At 57.1% G+C, this 18,477-nt stretch carries 17 protein-coding genes, 1 pseudogene and 1 CRISPR repeat array; of the genes and pseudogenes, 13 read left to right on the plus strand and 5 right to left on the minus strand.

Going from position 1 to position 18,477, the window contains the following annotated elements; all coding sequences use genetic code 11:
* Positions 1-107: 107 nt before the first annotated feature.
* The 11 genes and pseudogenes from FHR87_RS00360 to FHR87_RS00410 all read left to right on the plus strand — a co-directional run.
* Positions 108-2,033, plus strand: a pseudogene (locus tag FHR87_RS00360) (peptidase U32 family protein); the annotation flags it as partial.
* Between the two features lie 263 nt (positions 2,034-2,296).
* Positions 2,297-3,052 (plus strand): hypothetical protein, encoded by a 756-nt coding sequence (locus FHR87_RS00365; RefSeq protein ID WP_183164715.1) that lies wholly within the window; start codon positions 2,297-2,299, stop codon positions 3,050-3,052.
* Complete coding sequence (locus FHR87_RS00370; RefSeq protein ID WP_183164716.1) at positions 3,049-3,498, plus strand: phage holin family protein; 450 nt, start codon at positions 3,049-3,051, stop codon at positions 3,496-3,498. Before FHR87_RS00365 ends, FHR87_RS00370 begins: the two co-directional genes overlap by 4 nt.
* Positions 3,495-4,208: a DUF3618 domain-containing protein gene (locus tag FHR87_RS00375; protein WP_183164717.1), complete on the plus strand. Its 714-nt coding sequence runs from the start codon at positions 3,495-3,497 to the stop codon at positions 4,206-4,208. The genes FHR87_RS00370 and FHR87_RS00375 overlap by 4 nt, the downstream gene beginning before the upstream one ends.
* Positions 4,209-4,410: 202 nt before the next feature.
* Positions 4,411-5,832: an iron-containing redox enzyme family protein gene (locus FHR87_RS00380; RefSeq protein WP_183165103.1), complete on the plus strand. Its 1,422-nt coding sequence runs from the start codon at positions 4,411-4,413 to the stop codon at positions 5,830-5,832.
* Positions 5,825-6,757 (plus strand): methyltransferase, encoded by a 933-nt coding sequence (locus FHR87_RS00385; protein ID WP_183164718.1) that lies wholly within the window; start codon positions 5,825-5,827, stop codon positions 6,755-6,757. The genes FHR87_RS00380 and FHR87_RS00385 overlap by 8 nt, the downstream gene beginning before the upstream one ends.
* Before the next feature lie 325 nt (positions 6,758-7,082).
* Positions 7,083-8,444 carry an erythromycin esterase family protein gene (locus FHR87_RS00390; RefSeq protein ID WP_183164719.1) on the plus strand — a complete coding sequence of 454 codons (1,362 nt, stop codon included), beginning with the start codon at positions 7,083-7,085 and terminating at the stop codon, positions 8,442-8,444.
* A gap of 2 nt (positions 8,445-8,446) precedes the next feature.
* Positions 8,447-9,121 (plus strand): phosphoribosyltransferase, encoded by a 675-nt coding sequence (locus tag FHR87_RS00395; protein ID WP_183164720.1) that lies wholly within the window; start codon positions 8,447-8,449, stop codon positions 9,119-9,121.
* Between the two features lie 54 nt (positions 9,122-9,175).
* Entirely contained in the window at positions 9,176-9,670 is a 495-nt protein-coding gene (locus FHR87_RS00400; RefSeq protein ID WP_183164721.1) for a CinA family protein, read from the plus strand.
* Positions 9,671-9,866: 196 nt separating this feature from the next.
* Positions 9,867-10,421 carry a hypothetical protein gene (locus FHR87_RS00405; RefSeq protein ID WP_183164722.1) on the plus strand — a complete coding sequence of 185 codons (555 nt, stop codon included), beginning with the start codon at positions 9,867-9,869 and terminating at the stop codon, positions 10,419-10,421.
* A 9-nt stretch (positions 10,422-10,430) separates the two neighbouring features.
* Positions 10,431-10,880 (plus strand): DUF421 domain-containing protein, encoded by a 450-nt coding sequence (locus FHR87_RS00410; RefSeq protein WP_183164723.1) that lies wholly within the window; start codon positions 10,431-10,433, stop codon positions 10,878-10,880.
* 141 nt (positions 10,881-11,021) lie between these two features.
* Here the strand turns inward: FHR87_RS00410 and FHR87_RS00415 are convergent, their stop codons facing one another.
* On the minus strand, positions 11,022-11,288 hold the full coding sequence (locus FHR87_RS00415; RefSeq protein WP_183164724.1) for a hypothetical protein: 267 nt from the start codon (positions 11,286-11,288) through the stop codon (positions 11,022-11,024).
* A 471-nt stretch (positions 11,289-11,759) separates the two neighbouring features.
* Between FHR87_RS00415 and FHR87_RS00420 the strand changes: the two genes are divergently transcribed.
* Both FHR87_RS00420 and FHR87_RS00425 read left to right on the plus strand, forming a co-directional pair.
* A complete protein-coding gene (locus FHR87_RS00420) occupies positions 11,760-12,044 on the plus strand; it encodes a peptidylprolyl isomerase (RefSeq protein WP_183164725.1) in 285 nt (94 codons plus the stop codon).
* 195 nt (positions 12,045-12,239) lie between these two features.
* Entirely contained in the window at positions 12,240-12,938 is a 699-nt protein-coding gene (locus FHR87_RS00425; RefSeq protein ID WP_183164726.1) for a YebC/PmpR family DNA-binding transcriptional regulator, read from the plus strand.
* A 367-nt stretch (positions 12,939-13,305) separates the two neighbouring features.
* Positions 13,306-15,776: a CRISPR direct-repeat array (repeat unit 29 nt; unit sequence CGCTTCATCCCCGCATGTGCGGGGAACGC).
* A gap of 66 nt (positions 15,777-15,842) precedes the next feature.
* Here the strand turns inward: FHR87_RS00425 and cas2e are convergent.
* From cas2e to cas5e, 4 genes are read right to left on the minus strand one after another with little or no spacing between them, the layout of a single operon-like run.
* On the minus strand, positions 15,843-16,142 hold the full coding sequence (gene cas2e / locus FHR87_RS00430) for a type I-E CRISPR-associated endoribonuclease Cas2e (RefSeq protein ID WP_183164727.1): 300 nt from the start codon (positions 16,140-16,142) through the stop codon (positions 15,843-15,845).
* Positions 16,143-17,057 carry a type I-E CRISPR-associated endonuclease Cas1e gene (gene cas1e / locus FHR87_RS00435; protein ID WP_183165104.1) on the minus strand — a complete coding sequence of 305 codons (915 nt, stop codon included), beginning with the start codon at positions 17,055-17,057 and terminating at the stop codon, positions 16,143-16,145. It abuts the gene before it with no gap.
* Positions 17,057-17,713 (minus strand): type I-E CRISPR-associated protein Cas6/Cse3/CasE, encoded by a 657-nt coding sequence (cas6e, locus tag FHR87_RS00440; RefSeq protein WP_183164728.1) that lies wholly within the window; start codon positions 17,711-17,713, stop codon positions 17,057-17,059. The genes cas1e and cas6e overlap by 1 nt, the downstream gene beginning before the upstream one ends.
* Positions 17,710-18,474, minus strand: a complete 765-nt coding sequence (cas5e, locus tag FHR87_RS00445) for a type I-E CRISPR-associated protein Cas5/CasD (RefSeq protein ID WP_183164729.1) — start codon at positions 18,472-18,474, stop codon at positions 17,710-17,712. The genes cas6e and cas5e overlap by 4 nt, the downstream gene beginning before the upstream one ends.
* Positions 18,475-18,477: the final 3 nt, after the last annotated feature.

Here is an 18,477-nt window from a genome sequence, read left to right on the forward strand (position 1 = left end):
CGCGAGTTTTCCACCCTACGGCAATCACCACGCACGTCATGTAAACGCTCCACAGCAGCCCCAGGCCGTTACAATGGCCGACCTCGTGCCACTTCGATATCAACGCCATGTCTCTGCCCAAGCCTCATCTGGAACTGCTCAGCCCCGCCCGCGATGTCGCCATTGCCAGGGAAGCCATTCTGCATGGAGCGGATGCCGTGTATATCGGTGGCCCCAGCTTTGGTGCGCGGCACAATGCCGGCAACAGCGTGGCGGAGATTGCCGAGCTGGTGGAATTTGCCCACTTGTTTCGCGCCCGCGTGTTCGTCACCCTCAATACCATCCTGCATGACGATGAATTGGAGCCGGCCCGAGCGCTGATCTGGCAGCTTTACGAGGCCGGGATCGATGCACTGATCGTGCAGGATATGGGCATCCTGGAGCTGGATATTCCGCCCATCGAGCTGCATGCCAGTACGCAGACTGACATTCGCACCCTGGAAAAAGCCAGATTTCTGGCGGATGCCGGTTTTTCCCAATTGGTCGTGGCACGCGAACTCGGCCTGCAGGAAGTCCGCGCCATCTGTGAGCAGGTGGACTCGACCATCGAGTTCTTCATTCATGGTGCGTTATGCGTGGCGTTTTCCGGGCAATGCTATATCTCTCATGCGCAGACCGGGCGCAGCGCCAACCGGGGGGACTGCTCGCAAGCCTGTCGCCTGCCCTACACGCTGAAGGATAACGAAGGGCGCGTGGTGGCTTACGACAAGCATTTGCTGTCGCTGAAGGACAACAACCAGAGCGACAATCTGCGGGCGCTGGTCGATGCTGGCGTGCGTTCCTTCAAGATCGAAGGCCGCTACAAGGACATGGGCTACGTGAAAAACATCACGGCCTATTATCGCCAGCAGCTCGATGCCATCCTGACCGAATGCCCCGAGCTCGCCCGCGCCTCCAGCGGCCTGACTGAGCACTTCTTCGTGCCGAATCCGGACAAGACCTTCCATCGTGGCAACACGGATTACTTCGTCAGTGAGCGCAAGATCAATATTGGTGCGTTCGATTCACCGACCTTTACCGGCCTGCCGGTGGGCGAAATTGTCAAGGTCAACAGGAAGGATGTCATTGCTCATACCAGCGAACCGCTCAGCAATGGCGATGGCCTGAATGTATTGTACAAACGCGAAGTGATGGGGTTTCGCGCCAGTGTCGTCGAGTCGCTCGCTCAGTTCGAGGAAGACGGCAAGCCTCACTGGCAGTACCGCATCGAACCGAATGAAATGCCAGCCGCGCTGAAGCAGTTGCGGCTGCCACAGACGCTGAACCGTAACCTGGACCACAATTGGCAACAGGCATTGCTGAAAACCTCGGCCGAACGCCGGGTGGCAGTACGCTGGCATGCCCAGCTGAGCGAAGCGCAACTGGTGCTGAGCGTGACCAGCGAGGAAGGCATCAGCGCCTCGGCCAGTCTGGCTGGTCCCTTTGGCCTGGCGAACAAGCCGGAACAGGCACACGCCCAGCTAAGCGATCTGCTGAGCAAGCTGGGGACCACCCTTTATTATGCGCACGCGGTAGAAATCGAAGCGCCACAGGTGTATTTCGTGCCCAACTCGCAGCTCAAGTCCTTGCGCCGCGAAGCCATCGATGCGCTGACAGCAGCACGTACGGCAGTCTATCCGCGAAGCAGTCGCAAGCCCGTCAGCGTACCGCCGCCGGTATATCCGCAAGCGCACCTTACTTTTCTGGCGAACGTGTATAACGAAAAGGCCCGCGCGTTTTATCAGCGCTACGGTGTGCAACTGATCGATGCCGCCTACGAGGCACATGAGGAAATCGGCGAAGTACCGGTGATGATCACCAAGCACTGCTTGCGCTTTTCTTTCAACCTGTGTCCGAAACAGGCCAAGGGTGTGCAGGGCGTACAAAACAAGGTCGCGCCGATGCAATTGGTGCATCAGGATGAAGTGCTGACCCTGACCTTCGACTGCAATGCCTGTGAAATGCACGTCATGGGCAAGATCAAGGGCCACATCCTCAACCTGCCGCAACCTGGCAGACAGTAGGCTGCAAATCGGCCATAACTATCTCTCTTCTCTCCGCCTGAGAGTCGCCAAGCAACCCGGAGACTGTTCACGGCGGTCTCCAGACAATCGCCACTTTTTCTTTTATTTCAGCCGACGCCACAGCACATCGGACCACATTGAACTCGGTCGATGAGGGTCAGGTCACCTGTCTTGTACAGCATGAAAATCACAGGCCGTGAACACTGTTTCGCTTTACTGTGTTTTTTCCATAACTATATGAAAGAGGTGGAAAAATGGCTGAACAAGACAAGAATTTTCCGGGTTATGTAGCGCCATCAGGGACCGATTACTACAACCCTCTGCCTACCGAACCGCTTGATCGTGAGCAGGATCTGGCAAGTTCAAGAAACGATGAACGATCAAAAGGTTATGGAGAAACACAACGTAAAGAGTCACTAAACCCAGGAAGCCAGGCGACAGATGGTCAGCAACAAAACGACGATAAAGTCAATCTCGATAATTATCGAAGCGGCGCTGCCAGCGAACTTGAACGAGTCGCGCAAAGTGCCAGAGCAGCAGCAGCCGATCTCGAGCAGGATCGCCCCGGCCTTTCGCAGTATGTATCCGATATAGCGCAGGGCATGGTGAAAATGGCAGAGAACCTGCGCAACAAAAAAGCAGACGATCTCTATCACGATGCAGAGCGCATGGCTCGTGAAAATCCGGGGCTGTTTATCGCCGGTAGTATCGCGCTGGGGTTCGGCCTGACCCGCTTCGCCAAGGCTTCCAGCCAATATTCCAGTGGCCACAGCGCTTCTACTGCCACCACGGATAGCTGGCCGTCCACAGCATCTGTCGGGCAAACAACCGCAATGGATACCGGCTCTACTGACTGGAATAGCACCCGCGAGGGGGACCCAGGTTTGCGCGAACGGTCAGGCATTACCGGCAGCAGTGGTGTCTCTGCGACCGATACTCGGGCGAACGGCCCGCTACATCGGGACGGTAGCAACCAGGGTATCCAGGAGAATGGAGGAATACGTCCATGAGCCAGCAACGTAAAATCGACACTCCAGCCAATGAGCTCCCGCCTCCGCCAGCAAGCACCGTGCATGAGCATGACAACTCCGTCACCGGTCTGCTGCGCCAACTGACCCGCGAAGTGCCCATGCTGTTCACCAAGGAACTGGCGTTGCTCAAGGCCGAGTTCAGTGAATCGCTGCAGGCGACCAAGGCCGGTCTGGCCAGCGTGGCAGTCGGTGGAGCGGTAGCGCTAGCCGGCTTCATCGTGGTGCTGATGGCCGCTGTCTATGGCTTGAGCCTGGTCATGCAACCGTGGCTGGCGGCCTTGATTGTCGGCGCGGTAGTCACCGTCATTGGCCTGAGCATGGTGTCGGCCGGCAAGAAGAAGTTCGAAGCCTCTTCATTACGTCCCAGCCACACCATGAATACGCTTCATAAAGATAAAGAAGCCATCAAGAGGCATGGATCATGAGCACCCGCAGCCAGATCGATATCGAATCGCAAAAGGACCCAGCCACGCTCGAACGGGAAATCGACCAGCAGCGCGCTGCAATAAGCCATATAGTCGAAGCGCTGGAAAGCAGACTGTCGCCCGGCGAAATCATCGACAGGGTGCTGGGTTATGCCAAAGGCAATGGCGGCGATTTTTTCAACAATCTCACCACGACAGTGAAGGAAAATCCGGTTCCGACCTTGCTGACAGGAATCGGCATGGCCTGGCTGATGCTGGGTCAGCAGCATCAGGCCAATGGCAGTTCCGCTTATGCCAATAAAACTGATAAAGCCGATAAACAAAACTCGCTCCACAATAAAAGCAACGAGCTCAAAAGCAAGCTTAGCCAAATGGGCCATGAGCTCGGCGAATCGGGTCATCATGCGGCAGACCATCTGCGCCACGGGGCAGAGCGTACCCGAGAAGGCTTCGATAAAATGCTTCGGGAACAACCGATGGCGATTGGAGCAACCGGAATCGCCATCGGTGCGCTGCTGGCCGCGGCGTTCCCACCGACTCGTCAGGAAGAAAAACTGATGGATAAAGCGCGGGATCAGTTGAACAACCTGCAGCAGGAAGCCCAGGAAGCCCGCAAGCACGATGATCGGGATGCCACCCAAAACCGGCCGTACAGCAATGAGCTGAAGAAAGGCACCGACGGCAGCCAATATACGTCTCTCCCGCATTGATCCGTCCTACCACGTAGAACCGCTCGACGGCTGAATCCTTCGAGCGGTACGGATCCTCGACTGCCTGGCCATCATCCGAATCACTTGTCCTTATCATGACCGGTCACCGCCACGCTGGCCGATCTCGTCGTAATCGCCGAACTTATCGCCCTGCCCTGCACCGAATGAAGAACAGAGGATATTTCTCGCCATTTCGTGAAGCCTGCCGATGACCAGTCACGCACTATCTATAAAGAATGCTTTGTCGATCACAGCAACTCCGACCAGAAGTGCAAAAGCCTTGTATTTCGCCCTGCTTGCTTGCAAGCCTGCCGAACAAGCACGTAACGCTGCCGCCAGTTATCTGGATGAACAATTGAAAACCGCAGCCAATAGCCCCTGCGACCTGCCGGACGATCCGCTGCAATTGGCCACCTGGAGCAGCCAGCAGGCCGCACAGGTCGGTCATCGTTATCAGGCTTATCTGGAAAGCCGGCAGAATGGAACTGCAAGGCGTTATTTTCACAACAAGGCACACGCCCAGTATTTTCTCAAAGGCGTGGCGCCTACCAAGCTGGTCGATGGCGCCTGGCTCTACGGCTTGCTGGCGCACTGGAACGATGCCCGTTTCAACACCCTGGTCCGGACTTATCTCGAAGAGTTGGGAGAAGGCCTGGCAGAACAGAACCATGTAGTGCTTTATCGGCAGCTCCTGGCCAACCACGTGGGTGAAGATTGGCAGGCCCTGGACGACCCGTATTTTGTCCAGGGTGCTATCCAGCTGGCCTTGGCAGAACATGCCGAACACTATCTGCCAGAAGTCATCGGGTTCAATCTGGGCTACGAGCAAATGCCGCTGCATTTACTCATCACCACTTATGAGCTGGCCGAGTTGGGCATCGATCCCCGGTATTTCAGTCTGCACATTACCGTGGACAATGCCCACAATGGACATGCCCGCCGGGCCGTACAGGCGGTATACGATGCCTGGCCGCACCTGGGCGACGACGACACCTTCTACCGCCGCATACGCAATGGCTACTGCTTGAATCAACTGGGCGCCAGCACACTTTCCGTCATCGATGAATTCGATCCACGGCAAGAAGTGATCAAACTCCTGCAAGAAAAAGGCGCACTGGGCCATCTGATGCATGTCAATCGCTGCCGCTTCGCCGAACGCACCGTAAACCAGTGGCTGGCCAATCCAGCGGACATTCCCACTTTTCTCGCCGTGCTGGAGCAACGAGGCTGGATCAAACGCCATCAGGATCCAAGGCAAAGTCATTTCTGGCAGCTCATCGAAGGAGAACGCGCACCGATGTTCGGCGTGTTCAATGCTCACGAACGCCAGCTGATTCATGACTGGATTGCCGGCGATTGGGTCTCGCCTGCTTCATCGACCCGGCCAGCCGACACACGCTGCCTGCCTGATCGGCCAAGCTCATCGCAACCACCGCTGAGCGGTAGCGACGTTGATGAAGAAGCTCGCCTATTGCATCAGCAACTTGCCGGTCTGACGGACCGGCAGGCGTATATGAATCGACTGATTCCGCTGCTGTCCCCACGCTGCCAGGACAGTGCAGCGGGCCTCTTGGCCACTCGGCTGTTCTGCCAGCAGTTCAACCGGGGTAGCGCTCATGCATGAGCAGGCCAGTTCCCTCATAGAGCTGGCCCGGATCTTGACAGCTCAGGGCTATCGCTTCGTCACACCCACGCCACTGACCCATGAACGAGTCAATCAGCGCCCGGAAAACCAGACGGCTCGCGACCTGATCGGCATATTTGGCTGGAGCCGGCCTTTTTCTCCTACGCTGTTACCGGCCGAGCTTTTCGCCTTGATGGACAGGGCTGGCTTGCTGGAAGCTGCAGGTTCGGATTGGCGCTCCCGTCTGCGCCTGTCGACTCTGACTGGCGAGCAGTTCTGGCATTCCGCCTTCCCCACCAACCAGGCGAATGCGGTATTTTTCGGCCCGGATACCTACCGGTTTGCCCAAGCCATCGACGCGCATCTGCAGCAACGCGACCGGCCGGCGCAGCGCATCGTGGATATCGGCTGTGGTTCCGGCGCCGGAGCGATCCTGGCAGCGCGGAAAAGCCCGCAAGCAGAGGTCCTGGCAGTGGATATCAATTCGCACGCCTTGCAGCTGACGCGTATCAACGCCGAATTGGCCGGGATTTCCACTATCGAGGTTCGGCACAGCGATCTGTTACAGAATGTCAGCGGTGACTTCGATCTGATTCTGGCCAACCCGCCTTATCTGGTGGACCCAGGCGAACGAGCCTATCGCCATGGTGGTGGTCCGCTGGGGGCCAGCCTGTCGCTGGCTATCGTTGATAGCGCTCTGGAACGCCTCGCTCCAGGCGGCAGCCTGTTGCTTTACACCGGCGTAGCCATGATCGACAACCATGACCCGTTCCAGGCAGCGGTCGAAGAGCGCTTGAACGCAGGCGATATGCTCTGGAATTACCGCGAAATGGACCCGGACGTATTTGGCGAAGAGTTGCTCGCCGGAGCCTATACCCACTGCGAACGCATCGCGGCGGTCGTCATTGAGATTAAAAAGCCATGACGCGCATGTACTTGGCCAGTTTAAACAGGATTTGGAAAACCAGAAGAATTATCGCTCCAAAAGCATTCGCCCCCTGAACAACCGCGCCCGCTAAGCCACAGCTCCAAGCCCTGCCCCACTGGCCATGCCAGCTGCTACCATAAAAATTTGCAGCCACGTGCATCGAATCACTTTAAGGAGGGTAGCCATTGGCGGCTGTCAGCCGCCTGGAGCGCGTTGGTCGCCTGCCCGGAACACGGACCTCACAGGCAACGTCTCTTTATTACTGAAGCCCATAATTACAAGTACAAGCCGGCTCACCACCTTGTTCCGTGAGGCAGGTCCAATGAATTCACCAGTCAGGGAATCGCGGCAACGGCTCCCAGGAAATCGCTCCCAAAAACCACGGAATGATCTCCCGGCAGTCCTGCGCCAATATGCCGAGCCGTTGCCTGAATTGAGCGACCCAGACCTGGGTGAATTGTTCGATCGCTATGGTGATGCCCGTATCATATTGATCGGTGAAGCGACCCATGGCACCAGCGATTTCTACCGCATACGCGCCGCTATCACCCAGCGGCTCATTGAGCGTCACGGATTCAACATTGTCGCTGTCGAGGCAGACTGGCCGGACGCTGGGCAGATCGATCATTGCGTACGAGAGCTGGGCCCGTCGGCGTGGAAGGAAAAGGCTTTTCTGCGCTTTCCGACCTGGATGTGGCGCAACACCGATGTAGAAACCTTCGCCCGCTGGCTGCACGCTCACAACCATGCGCTGGAACCTGCCCAGCGTGCTGAATTTCGTGGCCTGGACGTCTACAGCATGGGTAGCTCCATCCGCGAAGTACTGGATTATCTGGACCAGAACAATCCGCCTCTGGCGCAGGAGGCACGTCAGCGTTATGGCTGCCTGTCTCCCTGGCAGGATGACCCGGCACGGTATGGTCGTTTCGTCGAGCACAACGGCAAAATGCCGTGCGAGCAAGCCGTGGTCGAACAGCTGAACAGCCTACTGGCCGAACGCCTGCGGCGGTTTATCGAAGACGACGAGGCTTTTTTCAGTGCAACCCAGAATGCCCGGGTGATACGTGCCGCCGAGCAGTATTACCGGGCCATGTACCGGGGCTCGGTGGCATCCTGGAATCTGCGTGACCGACATATGTTCGACACCTTGCAAGCCTTGCTCGAGCATCGCGGCCCGGCTGCCAAAGCCATAGTCTGGGCGCACAACTCGCATATTGGTAACGCAGCCGCCACCGCCATGGGCTGGAGCGGCGAATTCAATATCGGCCAGTTGTGCCGTACTGCCTATGGGCAGAACGCCGTGCTGATCGGCATGGGTACCGACCATGGCCAGGTCGCAGCCGCCGATAACTGGGACGGTGAAATGCAGATCAAGGAAGTACGCCCGTCCCTGACGGGCAGTTGGGAGCAACAGTTTCTTGAGGCCGGAGTCGCTGCCTCGCTGACCGACTGGCGCGAACCGGAACGAGAACACCTGCGCGAGGCGCTTTCGGAAACACGACTCGAACGGGCGATCGGGGTCATTTACCGGGCCCAAACCGAGCGTCATAGCCATTACTTTGAAGCCGTGCTCGCCGAACAATTCGATGCGTTTGTCTGGGTTGAAGAAACCCGGCCAGTCATACCATTGCCGGTACCGACAATACGCTACCCGGAGGAAGACACCTTTCCATTCGGAGTCTGAACATGAACCCTTATTTACCCAGTACCCCTGCGTTCAAAGATCGTCGCGAAGCCGGTCGCGCCCTGGCCAAGGTGTTGCGTCCATTGCTGCATGACCGGCCGGTGATCCTGGCCTTGCCACGCGGTGGAGTGCCGGTAGCCTATGAAATCGCCCTGGCGTTCCAGGCGCCGCTGGATGTCATTCTGGTCCGCAAGATCGGCATGCCTGGCCGAGAGGAATTCGGTATCGGCGCAGTAGTGGATGGCGCCGATCCGCGCTGGGTCGTCGATGAGGCTTTGCTCAAATATTTTCACCTATCCACTGACTGGTTCGAGGCGGAAAAGGCGCGCCAACTGCAGGAAATCAAACGCCGCCGTGCTGTGTACTGCGGCGAAAGAGCACCAATTCCAGTAGCCGGACGCGAGGTAATCGTGGTGGACGATGGCGTCGCCACCGGCAATACGGCCAAGGTTGCACTGATGGCGCTTGCCGATTCGCAACCCAGTCGCCTGATCTTTGCAATACCGGTCGGTGCCGAAGATTCGCTCATAGCCCTGCGCCCATTGGTGGATGAACTGGTCTGCCTGGTTACCCCGGAACCGTTTCGGGCGGTAGGGCTGCACTATGAGCACTTCGATCAGACAACGGATCAAGAAGTTATTGATCTATTAGCTAAAGCCCGGGAAACGAATCAGTAGCGGTGGCTCCATGTACTCATAATCAATCAATAAAAACGTCGCAGGGCTCGTCCTATGTCGAACATTGAAACGCTGGTTCACTACTTGAAAGAACACCATCTGCTGCTTGCAACGGCAGAATCCTGTACAGCTGGCGGCATAATCGCATTGCTCGCCTCATACCCAGGCAGCGGCCAGTATCTCGATGCGGGATACGTTGTGTATTCCCCTGAAGCCAAGAAAAGACTCCTTCAGGTCCAACAAGCCACCATTGATCAATTCGGCCTGACCAGCGAAGAAGTCACCCTTGAGATGGCAAACGGAGCACTACGCGACAGCCCCGCCAATGTCGTGCTGGCAACTACGGGCGTTGCCGGACCGGATGAGATCGATGGCATTCCACCCGGAACAGTCTGTTTCGCCTGGGTATTCACGGGGGCCAATGGAGTGAGAAGGTTTTCCAGTACCGAATTTTTCCACGGGGAGCGAATGGCAGTCATAAAAGCCGCATCGGTATTTGCCCTAAAGCGGATTCCGGCACTCCATAAGTGTTACATGAGCGGCGACTGAGCCCGTTCAGCAAACGGAAAATATCGCCTTCCCATCCCGCAAAACGAGGCAACTATTTGCAGTGAAGCCGGCAATGAAGCAGAAAATTGTTCACGTATAAGCACCACGATGATTCCTGGCCACGCATTATCGACGAGACATTTTCCGAAAATGGCAGTCGGAGCCATTAAGCTGGCAAGCGGTACAGGCTTCTATCATGATCGAGCGACCGCCGGACCACTCAAGGCAAGATACGCACCCAGATAATGCACAGAAGGATGATTTCGCCCCGCGAAGCTATCCTGTCGTCGAGCAGATCGCGCATCAGCGCAAAATATGGAAATGCGAACGAGTCGGCTTCTTCATGCTGCTTGCCTTCGTCAGCATGTCCCTCGCCGGTTTATTTTCGAGCGGCCCGCTCAGCACTCAGCGCAGTACCAGTCCGGAACAGCGCCTGACGGTGGAGTACGAGCGCTTCCTGCGCAATGGAGCAAGCAGCCGAATCACCCTTACAGTCCAGGCCCGTGCTTCGGCACAGGTAACCCTGAGCATTGGCCGGGCGCTTCTTGAAAACTGCAACATCGAAGGTTTGCAGCCACACTCATTGGTTGCTCGTAGTCATCAGGGAGGGCTGGAAATCACCGGCCAGGCCGACACCCAGGGTCGCTTGAGGATTTATTTGAAGATTCGTCCCGACAACAGCGGATTGGTATGGAACACCCTCTGGTTCGAAGACGATAAGGTGTCATTCACGCAGTTCATTTATCCCTGAGGAAGCGCCATGGATGCTGTTTTCCGAGCTGCCGCGATCTATATGGTCTTGCTGATTCTATTCAAGATTGCCGGCAGACGCTCTCTGGCAGACATCACCAACTTCGATCTGCTGCTTTTGATGATTATCGGCGAGGCTACCCAACAGGCCTTATTGGGGGATGATTTCTCCATCACCAACGCGATCATCGTCATTACCACGCTGATCGTCATTGATATCAGCTTGTCGCTGATCAAACTCAGATTCAGCCGGATCACTGCATTGATCGAAGGCACATCGACGCTGATTGTCGAAAACGGACGCCCCTTGAAAAAGCGTCTGAGCGAAGCCCGGTTGCGTGAAGAAGATGTCCTGCTGGCGGCACGCCTGAGCCAGGGGCTGGAACAAATGAAGCAGATCAAATACGCCATTCTCGAAAAGAACGGCAAAATATCGATTATTCCCTACTCATCGGATTGATCCGATAACTGCCGGAGAAAACCGGTGCAACACCAGCCAACAAGGTGTTTCAGACCACCAAAATAGCTCGGTATCCCTGGGTGGAAAATCGCTCTGCACGTTTTCCACCTTGCCTCATTTCGTCATCCCTGACAGGTCTCACTATTTCTTACGCCATGAAGTCAACAGGAAAACCAATCCAGCAACCGCCAGCAAAATAGAGAGCAGTGGCAGGAACCTTATGAAAAATGCGGCCAGGATGCTGACAACAAACAAAAACAGAACATCGACCAGAATTCCCTGGTTTTCCGACAGGCCAGTCAAGCGGCTGCCGAAGTCATTCAGCGTTCCAGCAGTTTTCTGCAACTGTGGAGCCTGTTTTTTCGATAACCGTTCGGAAATAAACCTCACGACATTAATCAGTATCATGCTGCACTCCTTTCTCGTGCCAAAAAGTTTCGTCAAGATCCGATCCAGCCAGTGAATCAACAGGCAGGATGGGCGGCCGAATTTTGCCCTAATATTGAAAGCATCACTGAGCGATTGCTACTTAGACGATTGTCCGTGTTCCTTTCGCGGACAAACTTTCAAGTACTTATCCAGGCTTTGCCGTCAAACAGCCAAAGTACTCCAGTGGAGAACGGTTCGCGCTGTTTCATCCAGCGCACCTTGTAAACTGGCCTCATTCATCCTCGTGCTTCTTCTACTGGCCTGTGCGTTTAGCGAGATCAGGCACCACGACGAGTCATGGCAGGGCTATGCTGAGAATATAGCCACACAGTATCGGAGCCTCGGGCACCGGCATTGACCAATCGAATCAACCAAACAGGCCACCAGACTATCGTTTTGACCCCACCAATTGCGGTAGGCTCAGCGACTTCTTTGCAAGGAGTAACTCCCATGGCTAAAAAAGCAACTGCCCGTCACATCCTGGTCGATACCGAAGCCAGGTGCAACGAACTAAAGGCCGCCATCGAGGGCGGTGCCGATTTCGCCCAGGTCGCCAAGGAGAACTCGACCTGCCCTTCCAGCCGCGACGGCGGTAACCTCGGCTCGTTCGGCCCAGGCCAGATGGTCAGGGAATTCGACACGGTGGTGTTCAGTGCTCCGCTCAATGTCGTTCAGGGTCCGGTAAAAACCCAGTTCGGCTATCACCTGCTGGAAGTCACCAGCCGTCAAGACTGATCCTCTACGCGCAGATCTGGCTTTCGCTATCTTCTCCCGGCATTCGGCTTTTTATCCGAATGCCTCGCCAGTTGGCTTTCGAAGCGATCACTGGAATGCGCTCGCAGGTGCCGCCCGGCCCGCCACTCGCTAGAATCGGCACTTTCCGCTCCCGGCACCGACCGGGACTCACCTGTATATAGCGAGAGAACCGATATGGGCGCTCAATGGAAAGCCAGACCCAAGGAAATTGCCGCCAATGCCAAGGGCAAGATTTTTGGCAAGCTGGTCAAGGAAATCATGATTGCCGCACGCAATGGCGCCGATCCGGATATGAACCCCAAGCTGCGTCTGGCCGTGCATCAAGCTAAAAAAGCCTCCATGCCCAAGGACACACTGGAGCGCGCCATCAAGAAAGGCGCCGGGCTGAGCGGTGAGTCGGTCAACTACGAACGCACCCTTTATGAAGGCTTTGCCCCGCATCGCGTACCGGTGATCGTCGAATGCCTGACCGATAACGTGAACCGAACCGTAGCGGAAATCCGCGTGCTGTTTCGCAAAGGCCAGTTGGGCACCTCCGGTTCGGTGAGCTGGGATTTTGACCACCTGGGTATGATCGAGGCGACCCCAGAGGGTGACGCCGATCCAGAGCTCGCCGCTATCGAAGCCGGCGCCCAGGATTTCGAGCCCGCCGAAGACGGTGCCACGCTCTTCTATACCGAGCTAACCGATCTGGACGCCGTCTGCCGCGCTCTGCCGGAGCATGGTTTTACCGTACAGTCCGCTCAACTGGGTTATAAGGCGAAGAACCCGGTGAACCTGACCGGTGCCGAACTTGAGGAAGTCGAAGCCTTTCTCGAAGCCATCGATGGTCATGATGACGTACAGAATGTCTATGTCGGCCTGAGCAGCTGAATCCGGTCGGCACGGAGGAAGGACGCACCTGGCCCAGGCTTGCTCCCCAAGGGATAGAGTCGCGCACAGTCTTGCCGAATTGCCCCTGAGAGCCTGTTTTCAAAGTCTCGCGAGCTAAGGCCAGACAAGGCGAAAAAGGAGTAAATGAGCATTTCGACCGGGCTGGCGATCCAGGCCATTTTCAACGCGGTATGGCCAACGCGCAGCAGACTTTGAACAGGCTCTGAGTGGCGCCGAATTCGAGTGTGACGCAGCTATAATGCTGAACTCAACTGATCGAGCGAGCAGCCCCTGCCAGGGCCTCCAATCCTACGCTCGCAGTTCCTCTGGTGTGGCAGCGCCAGAGGCTTTTCATTGGCGACTCAGCCAGTTCATCCCCGCGTATGCGGGGAACGCGTATCGAGGGTGACGTTAGAGCGTGTCATGAACGGTTCATCCCCGCGTGTGCAGGGAACGCGAGACATCAAAATGATATCACGCGCAAGGAGTTGGTTCATTCCCGCGAGTGCGGGGAACGCTCGGATTCAGCAGAGCGGTCAGATACGGCATTAGCTTCATCCCCGCATGTGCGGGGAACGCGCGGCGTATCAGCAGCGCTTTGTTTGAGAGCGCGCTTCATCCCCGCATGTGCGGGGAACGCGTTTTCGTAGCTGCGAAACCCGACGAATATCTCGCTTCATCCCCGCATGTGCGGGGAACGCGCGAGGCGCCGGCCGGGCTGCTACCCTTCGATGGCTTCATCCCCGCATGTGCGGGGAACGCGCGTTGATCGGGCCAATCAAGGAAATGGTGGCCGCTTCATCCCCGCATGTGCGGGGAACGCGAAAATCCATTTCGCCACAGCCACCACAAACTCGCTTCATCCCCGCATGTGCGGGGAACGCAGCTGTAGGGCTGGATGTAGCGGAGGAGAGGGCGCTTCATCCCCGCATGTGCGGGGAACGCTGACTGATGCGATTAAGAAAGCCCTCGCCATGCGCTTCATCCCCGCATGTGCGGGGAACGCCAGAGCTTTCCCTATAGGATACAAAGGCTTCCCGCTTCATCCCCGCATGTGCGGGGAACGCGCAGGTAGACGGCTCGGTCTTTCTGCGCTGGATGCTTCATCCCCGCATGTGCGGGGAACGCCTCAGTATTCCGGAGAATTCAGGATCTCCCCCCGCTTCATCCCCGCATGTGCGGGGAACGCGATGTAGGCTATGTTGATGTCGACCCCAGGGCCGCTTCATCCCCGCATGTGCGGGGAACGCTCGATTATTCAAAGCCGTGAAATTAGCATTTGCGCTTCATCCCCGCATGTGCGGGGAACGCCTGACCGGCGTCCTGGCGGACTGGCAAGCCGCCGCTTCATCCCCGCATGTGCGGGGAACGCATGCCTGATGTAAGAAAACTCATAAGCGCCGGCGCTTCATCCCCGCATGTGCGGGGAACGCCTGAATAAGCGCAACGATTGCCGATTCTCGATCGCTTCATCCCCGCATGTGCGGGGAACGCTCGAGTGGAGTTTCAAGGAAACCGAATGCGTACGCTTCATCCCCGCATGTGCGGGGAACGCGCGCGTTCTTGGGCCGGCATTTCCGGCAAATGCGCTTCATCCCCGCATGTGCGGGGAACGCGATAAATCGGCACGAGTTGAACGCAGCTAGAACGCTTCATCCCCGCATGTGCGGGGAACGCAACCTGCCCGGAGAGCTGGGATTTAGAGACGACGCTTCATCCCCGCATGTGCGGGGAACGCCCATAATCAGAGACCCCCTTGTCACCATCCAGCGCTTCATCCCCGCATGTGCGGGGAACGCGGCGCTGGTGCGCGAACTTATTAAACTGGCGTTCGCTTCATCCCCGCATGTGCGGGGAACGCCATATTCAACTATTGCATCTGCAACTATCTAAACGCTTCATCCCCGCATGTGCGGGGAACGCCAGCTCAAGCCGTCTCTGCAGACTATCGATAGCGCTTCATCCCCGCATGTGCGGGGAACGCTACTGCAGGATCAACTGCAGTTCATGAATAGCCGCTTCATCCCCGCATGTGCGGGGAACGCCCAAACGCAAGCCGACTGGGACCGATTCAATTCGCTTCATCCCCGCATGTGCGGGGAACGCGTACTATGGGCGACAGTCTGGATGGTCTGAGCCGCTTCATCCCCGCATGTGCGGGGAACGCCCGCGCCTTGATAAATGTCGTCAAAATATGCGCGCTTCATCCCCGCATGTGCGGGGAACGCCTAGAGGAGGCGAACGCCATGATTAACCTGGCCGCTTCATCCCCGCATGTGCGGGGAACGCGCGACACACACCCCTACATACGTTCATAGCGCAGCTTCATCCCCGCATGTGCGGGGAACGCTCATCCAAGATCGAGAGTCTGCAATCATTGCGCGCTTCATCCCCGCATGTGCGGGGAACGCTCCGGCGGTATCGATATGCAACATGCTAAAGCCGCTTCATCCCCGCATGTGCGGGGAACGCTTGCTTTCAAGATACATTTCGGATCGAACGAACGCTTCATCCCCGCATGTGCGGGGAACGCTTGCTTTCAAGATACATTTCGGATCGAACGAACGCTTCATCCCCGCATGTGCGGGGAACGCTTCAAGCATTGATGATTGTAAATCTCGCCTATCGCTTCATCCCCGCATGTGCGGGGAACGCGGGTAGCGTTGACGACGTGTACATCAAAAACGCGCTTCATCCCCGCATGTGCGGGGAACGCTGAGCTTGGCTCGAAGCAGTATAGTCCAGTGCCGCTTCATCCCCGCATGTGCGGGGAACGCGGCAACAAAACCAACATGGCGCTGCGCACGAATGCTTCATCCCCGCATGTGCGGGGAACGCACTTAGCGTAACCAATTGACCCTAAAAGAAAAAAGGTCACGCTAAAAATCTACCGATTTTTTCTTGTTAAAGATCAGGGTTATCGACAGGGTGAAAAGCTACCAAATGCAGGCCGTCGAATTCTACAGGCAGGCGGCGATTGGGACCGAGGGTCTGGAATTCATAACCGGACTCATGGTTACTGGCCCAGGCCATGACTACGTTGCCATCTTCATAACCTTCGCGTAATTGTTCCCAGATCATTTCACGAGTTCGTCTGGAAACATCACCGATGTAAACGCCAGCACGAACCTCCAGTAGCCAGATAGCCATGCGCCCACGCAAATGAGGTGGGACGTTTTCGGTGACTACGACCAGAAAAGTCATCTACTGCGTCCTGTGGCCAGCATCGCCCAGGGTCTGCGGGTTGGGAATTGCCGGTGGTACCGATTCAGGTGGTGCTTCAGGAGGCGAGATACCACCAGCAGTCAGAACGTCTTCGATAGTGGGAATAATCCTGCCCAGTAGTTTGCTGGAGCGAAACAGGTCTCGACAGCCCAGACGAACGTCGCGCTCTGGGTTAATCGGAGCTTTGGCGGCAATACGGAAGGCTAAGGGAACTACCGTGTCGAACTTGAACAGGTCAGCGATATCGTAGACAAACGACAACGGCTTGCCGGTATGGATAAAACCGACGGCTGGTGCATATCCAGCAGCTAATACAGCTGCCTCGGTAATGCCATACAGGCAGGAAGTAGCTGCCGATAGGCAACGATTGGGAATGTCAGCAGCATCCCAGCGCTGTCGGTCATAGTTTCGCGCACGCCAATCAACTCCGTACTGTTTAGCCAGCAGCTTATAGGTTTCACGCACCCGAGCACCTTCGATACCGCGCAATTGCTCGACACTGCGCCGGGTCGGCGCCGGTTCCTGAAAGCGCAGCTCGTACATCTTGCGCACAACCTTTAGTCGTAGGTCATCGTCCAGTGCCAGCTTCGCCTGATAAAGCAGCCGGTCAGCCCGTGCACCGCCCGGCTGGCCGCTGGCGTACAGCCGTACACCGGACTCGCCGACCCACACCAGCAAAGTTCCCACGGTTGCCGCCAGGTTCACCGCAGCGTGGGAAATCCGAGTGCCGGGTTCGAGCATGATGCAAGCCACCGAGCCGACCGGAATATGCATGCGCACGCCATTCTGATCGATTACAACGAAGGCTCCATCCCGCACATCGATCTGGCCATATTGGACGAAGATCATCGAGACCCGGTCTTTCATGGGCAAAGGCTTGAGCGGTGGCAACATCATTCGAGCCTCTTGATCAGCAGCAGTCCGCAGCCGAAACCCTTGCTATGACCTACGCCTTCCTGCAATGCCTTGCACAAGCGATCCGGCTCAATAACCTGGGCCACTCCCTGGTAATCGAGTGTGGAATATCCTATGCCATAACCCTTGCGGTTGAGGCGGTGCTGGCGGTAGCCGTCCTGCATAAGCGACTGCGGCTGAACGGCCAGGCCCCAATTCTCGGCTCTTTTCATCAGCCACTCGCGCCCAGCCGCTTCCTGGGCGAGCGGAACCTCGTCAAGATGCTTCGCCCGGCGCTTGGCGTCCATGAGTACATCGTGGCGCTGCGACGCCTTGCCCGGTTCACGCCGGCTGACGGTCGGGTTGGCACGCAAGTCGAAACGCAACCATTCGCCCATCTGCAGCCTCGGCTGGTACGACTTGCTTTGTACTTCGAATAGACCGTCCTGGGTCTGGGGAAGGCGAGCCGAGACGACGTAATAAGTGCGCTCGTCCAGGCTACGAAAGATGAAATCCCTCGGCAGGCCATCGCCGGGGAACAATCGCCAAATCAACGCATGATCCCGATAAGGTTCGCCATGCCGTGCCAGATCGCGTAGCCATTCGTTCCGGGTGAGCTGGGCGACTAATCGCACACGGGAAAAGTAATAGGTCATCCTTGCTCTCCTTCGCTCAACGCTACCCATTCCCGGCGTGGCGAAAACTGCCATCGGCTACGCGAAAGAGGTTGGTCGTGACGCCAGTTGTCGAAGCTTGCGGTCATACCGGCTTCCATGCCGTCTTCCCAGTAGTAGCGAGTCTGTTGGAGACGAAACGCCCGACGATCCGCCACAGTCGGCCAGCTTTGCTCCGGTTTGTAGCCACTCAGTGCCAGTAGCGAATTCAAGCTGGTGCCGTCCAGTGCTTCGCGCAGCGTTGCGGCCTGGGTAAGCGTTGGTGTGAGCGGCAAGGCCAGCGGACAGGATTTGCGTCCCAAGTACAACGTGAAACGCGGGCGCTTGAGGGCCGCAGCCAATGCGGGCAAATCATGTGGTGCATCCGCCAGTGCCTCGACAGCCACCAGTGCCAGGCTGTCGCAACGGTATTCGCGGGCGGACAGATAAGTATCGACCTTGTCGGCAGCCAGCTCCTGGCGACGCGAGCGGAAGCTAAATTTGCGTGGTAGCACGCCTGTTTGCACAGTGTGGTAGTCACGCAGAGGTAACCCGGCGCTTTCGAGCTTGATACCGAAGCGGTAACCAGCTATTAGAGCCTGCTGGCCGGGCTCATCGTCACGCTCGATTCCCAGCGCCGCCCCCAGCAGGCCCAGCAGTGCCGAACGTGAGGGATGCACCGCAGAATGCCGGGACTCACCCACCGCGATCTCACCCCAGCTAGCCAGCGGGCCGTAGAGGCGCAGCAGCAGATAGTGGGTCATGGC

Source organism: Azomonas macrocytogenes, assembly GCF_014191985.1.
Classification (GTDB): domain Bacteria; phylum Pseudomonadota; class Gammaproteobacteria; order Pseudomonadales; family Pseudomonadaceae; genus Azomonas; species Azomonas macrocytogenes.

Coding starts and splice junctions, on each gene's coding strand:
- FHR87_RS00395 (WP_183164720.1), top strand. CDS start 8,447: ATGAACCCTTATTTACCCAGTACCCCTGCGTTCAAAGATCGTCGCGAA.
- FHR87_RS00420 (WP_183164725.1), top strand. CDS start 11,760: ATGGCTAAAAAAGCAACTGCCCGTCACATCCTGGTCGATACCGAAGCC.
- cas5e (WP_183164729.1), bottom strand. CDS start 18,474: ATGACCCACTATCTGCTGCTGCGCCTCTACGGCCCGCTGGCTAGCTGG.
- cas6e (WP_183164728.1), bottom strand. CDS start 17,713: ATGACCTATTACTTTTCCCGTGTGCGATTAGTCGCCCAGCTCACCCGG.
- FHR87_RS00405 (WP_183164722.1), top strand. CDS start 9,867: ATGATCGAGCGACCGCCGGACCACTCAAGGCAAGATACGCACCCAGAT.
- cas1e (WP_183165104.1), bottom strand. CDS start 17,057: ATGTTGCCACCGCTCAAGCCTTTGCCCATGAAAGACCGGGTCTCGATG.
- FHR87_RS00400 (WP_183164721.1), top strand. CDS start 9,176: ATGTCGAACATTGAAACGCTGGTTCACTACTTGAAAGAACACCATCTG.
- FHR87_RS00385 (WP_183164718.1), top strand. CDS start 5,825: ATGCATGAGCAGGCCAGTTCCCTCATAGAGCTGGCCCGGATCTTGACA.
- FHR87_RS00375 (WP_183164717.1), top strand. CDS start 3,495: ATGAGCACCCGCAGCCAGATCGATATCGAATCGCAAAAGGACCCAGCC.
- FHR87_RS00415 (WP_183164724.1), bottom strand. CDS start 11,288: ATGATACTGATTAATGTCGTGAGGTTTATTTCCGAACGGTTATCGAAA.
- FHR87_RS00410 (WP_183164723.1), top strand. CDS start 10,431: ATGGATGCTGTTTTCCGAGCTGCCGCGATCTATATGGTCTTGCTGATT.
- FHR87_RS00365 (WP_183164715.1), top strand. CDS start 2,297: ATGGCTGAACAAGACAAGAATTTTCCGGGTTATGTAGCGCCATCAGGG.
- FHR87_RS00370 (WP_183164716.1), top strand. CDS start 3,049: ATGAGCCAGCAACGTAAAATCGACACTCCAGCCAATGAGCTCCCGCCT.
- FHR87_RS00390 (WP_183164719.1), top strand. CDS start 7,083: ATGAATTCACCAGTCAGGGAATCGCGGCAACGGCTCCCAGGAAATCGC.
- FHR87_RS00425 (WP_183164726.1), top strand. CDS start 12,240: ATGGGCGCTCAATGGAAAGCCAGACCCAAGGAAATTGCCGCCAATGCC.
- cas2e (WP_183164727.1), bottom strand. CDS start 16,142: ATGACTTTTCTGGTCGTAGTCACCGAAAACGTCCCACCTCATTTGCGT.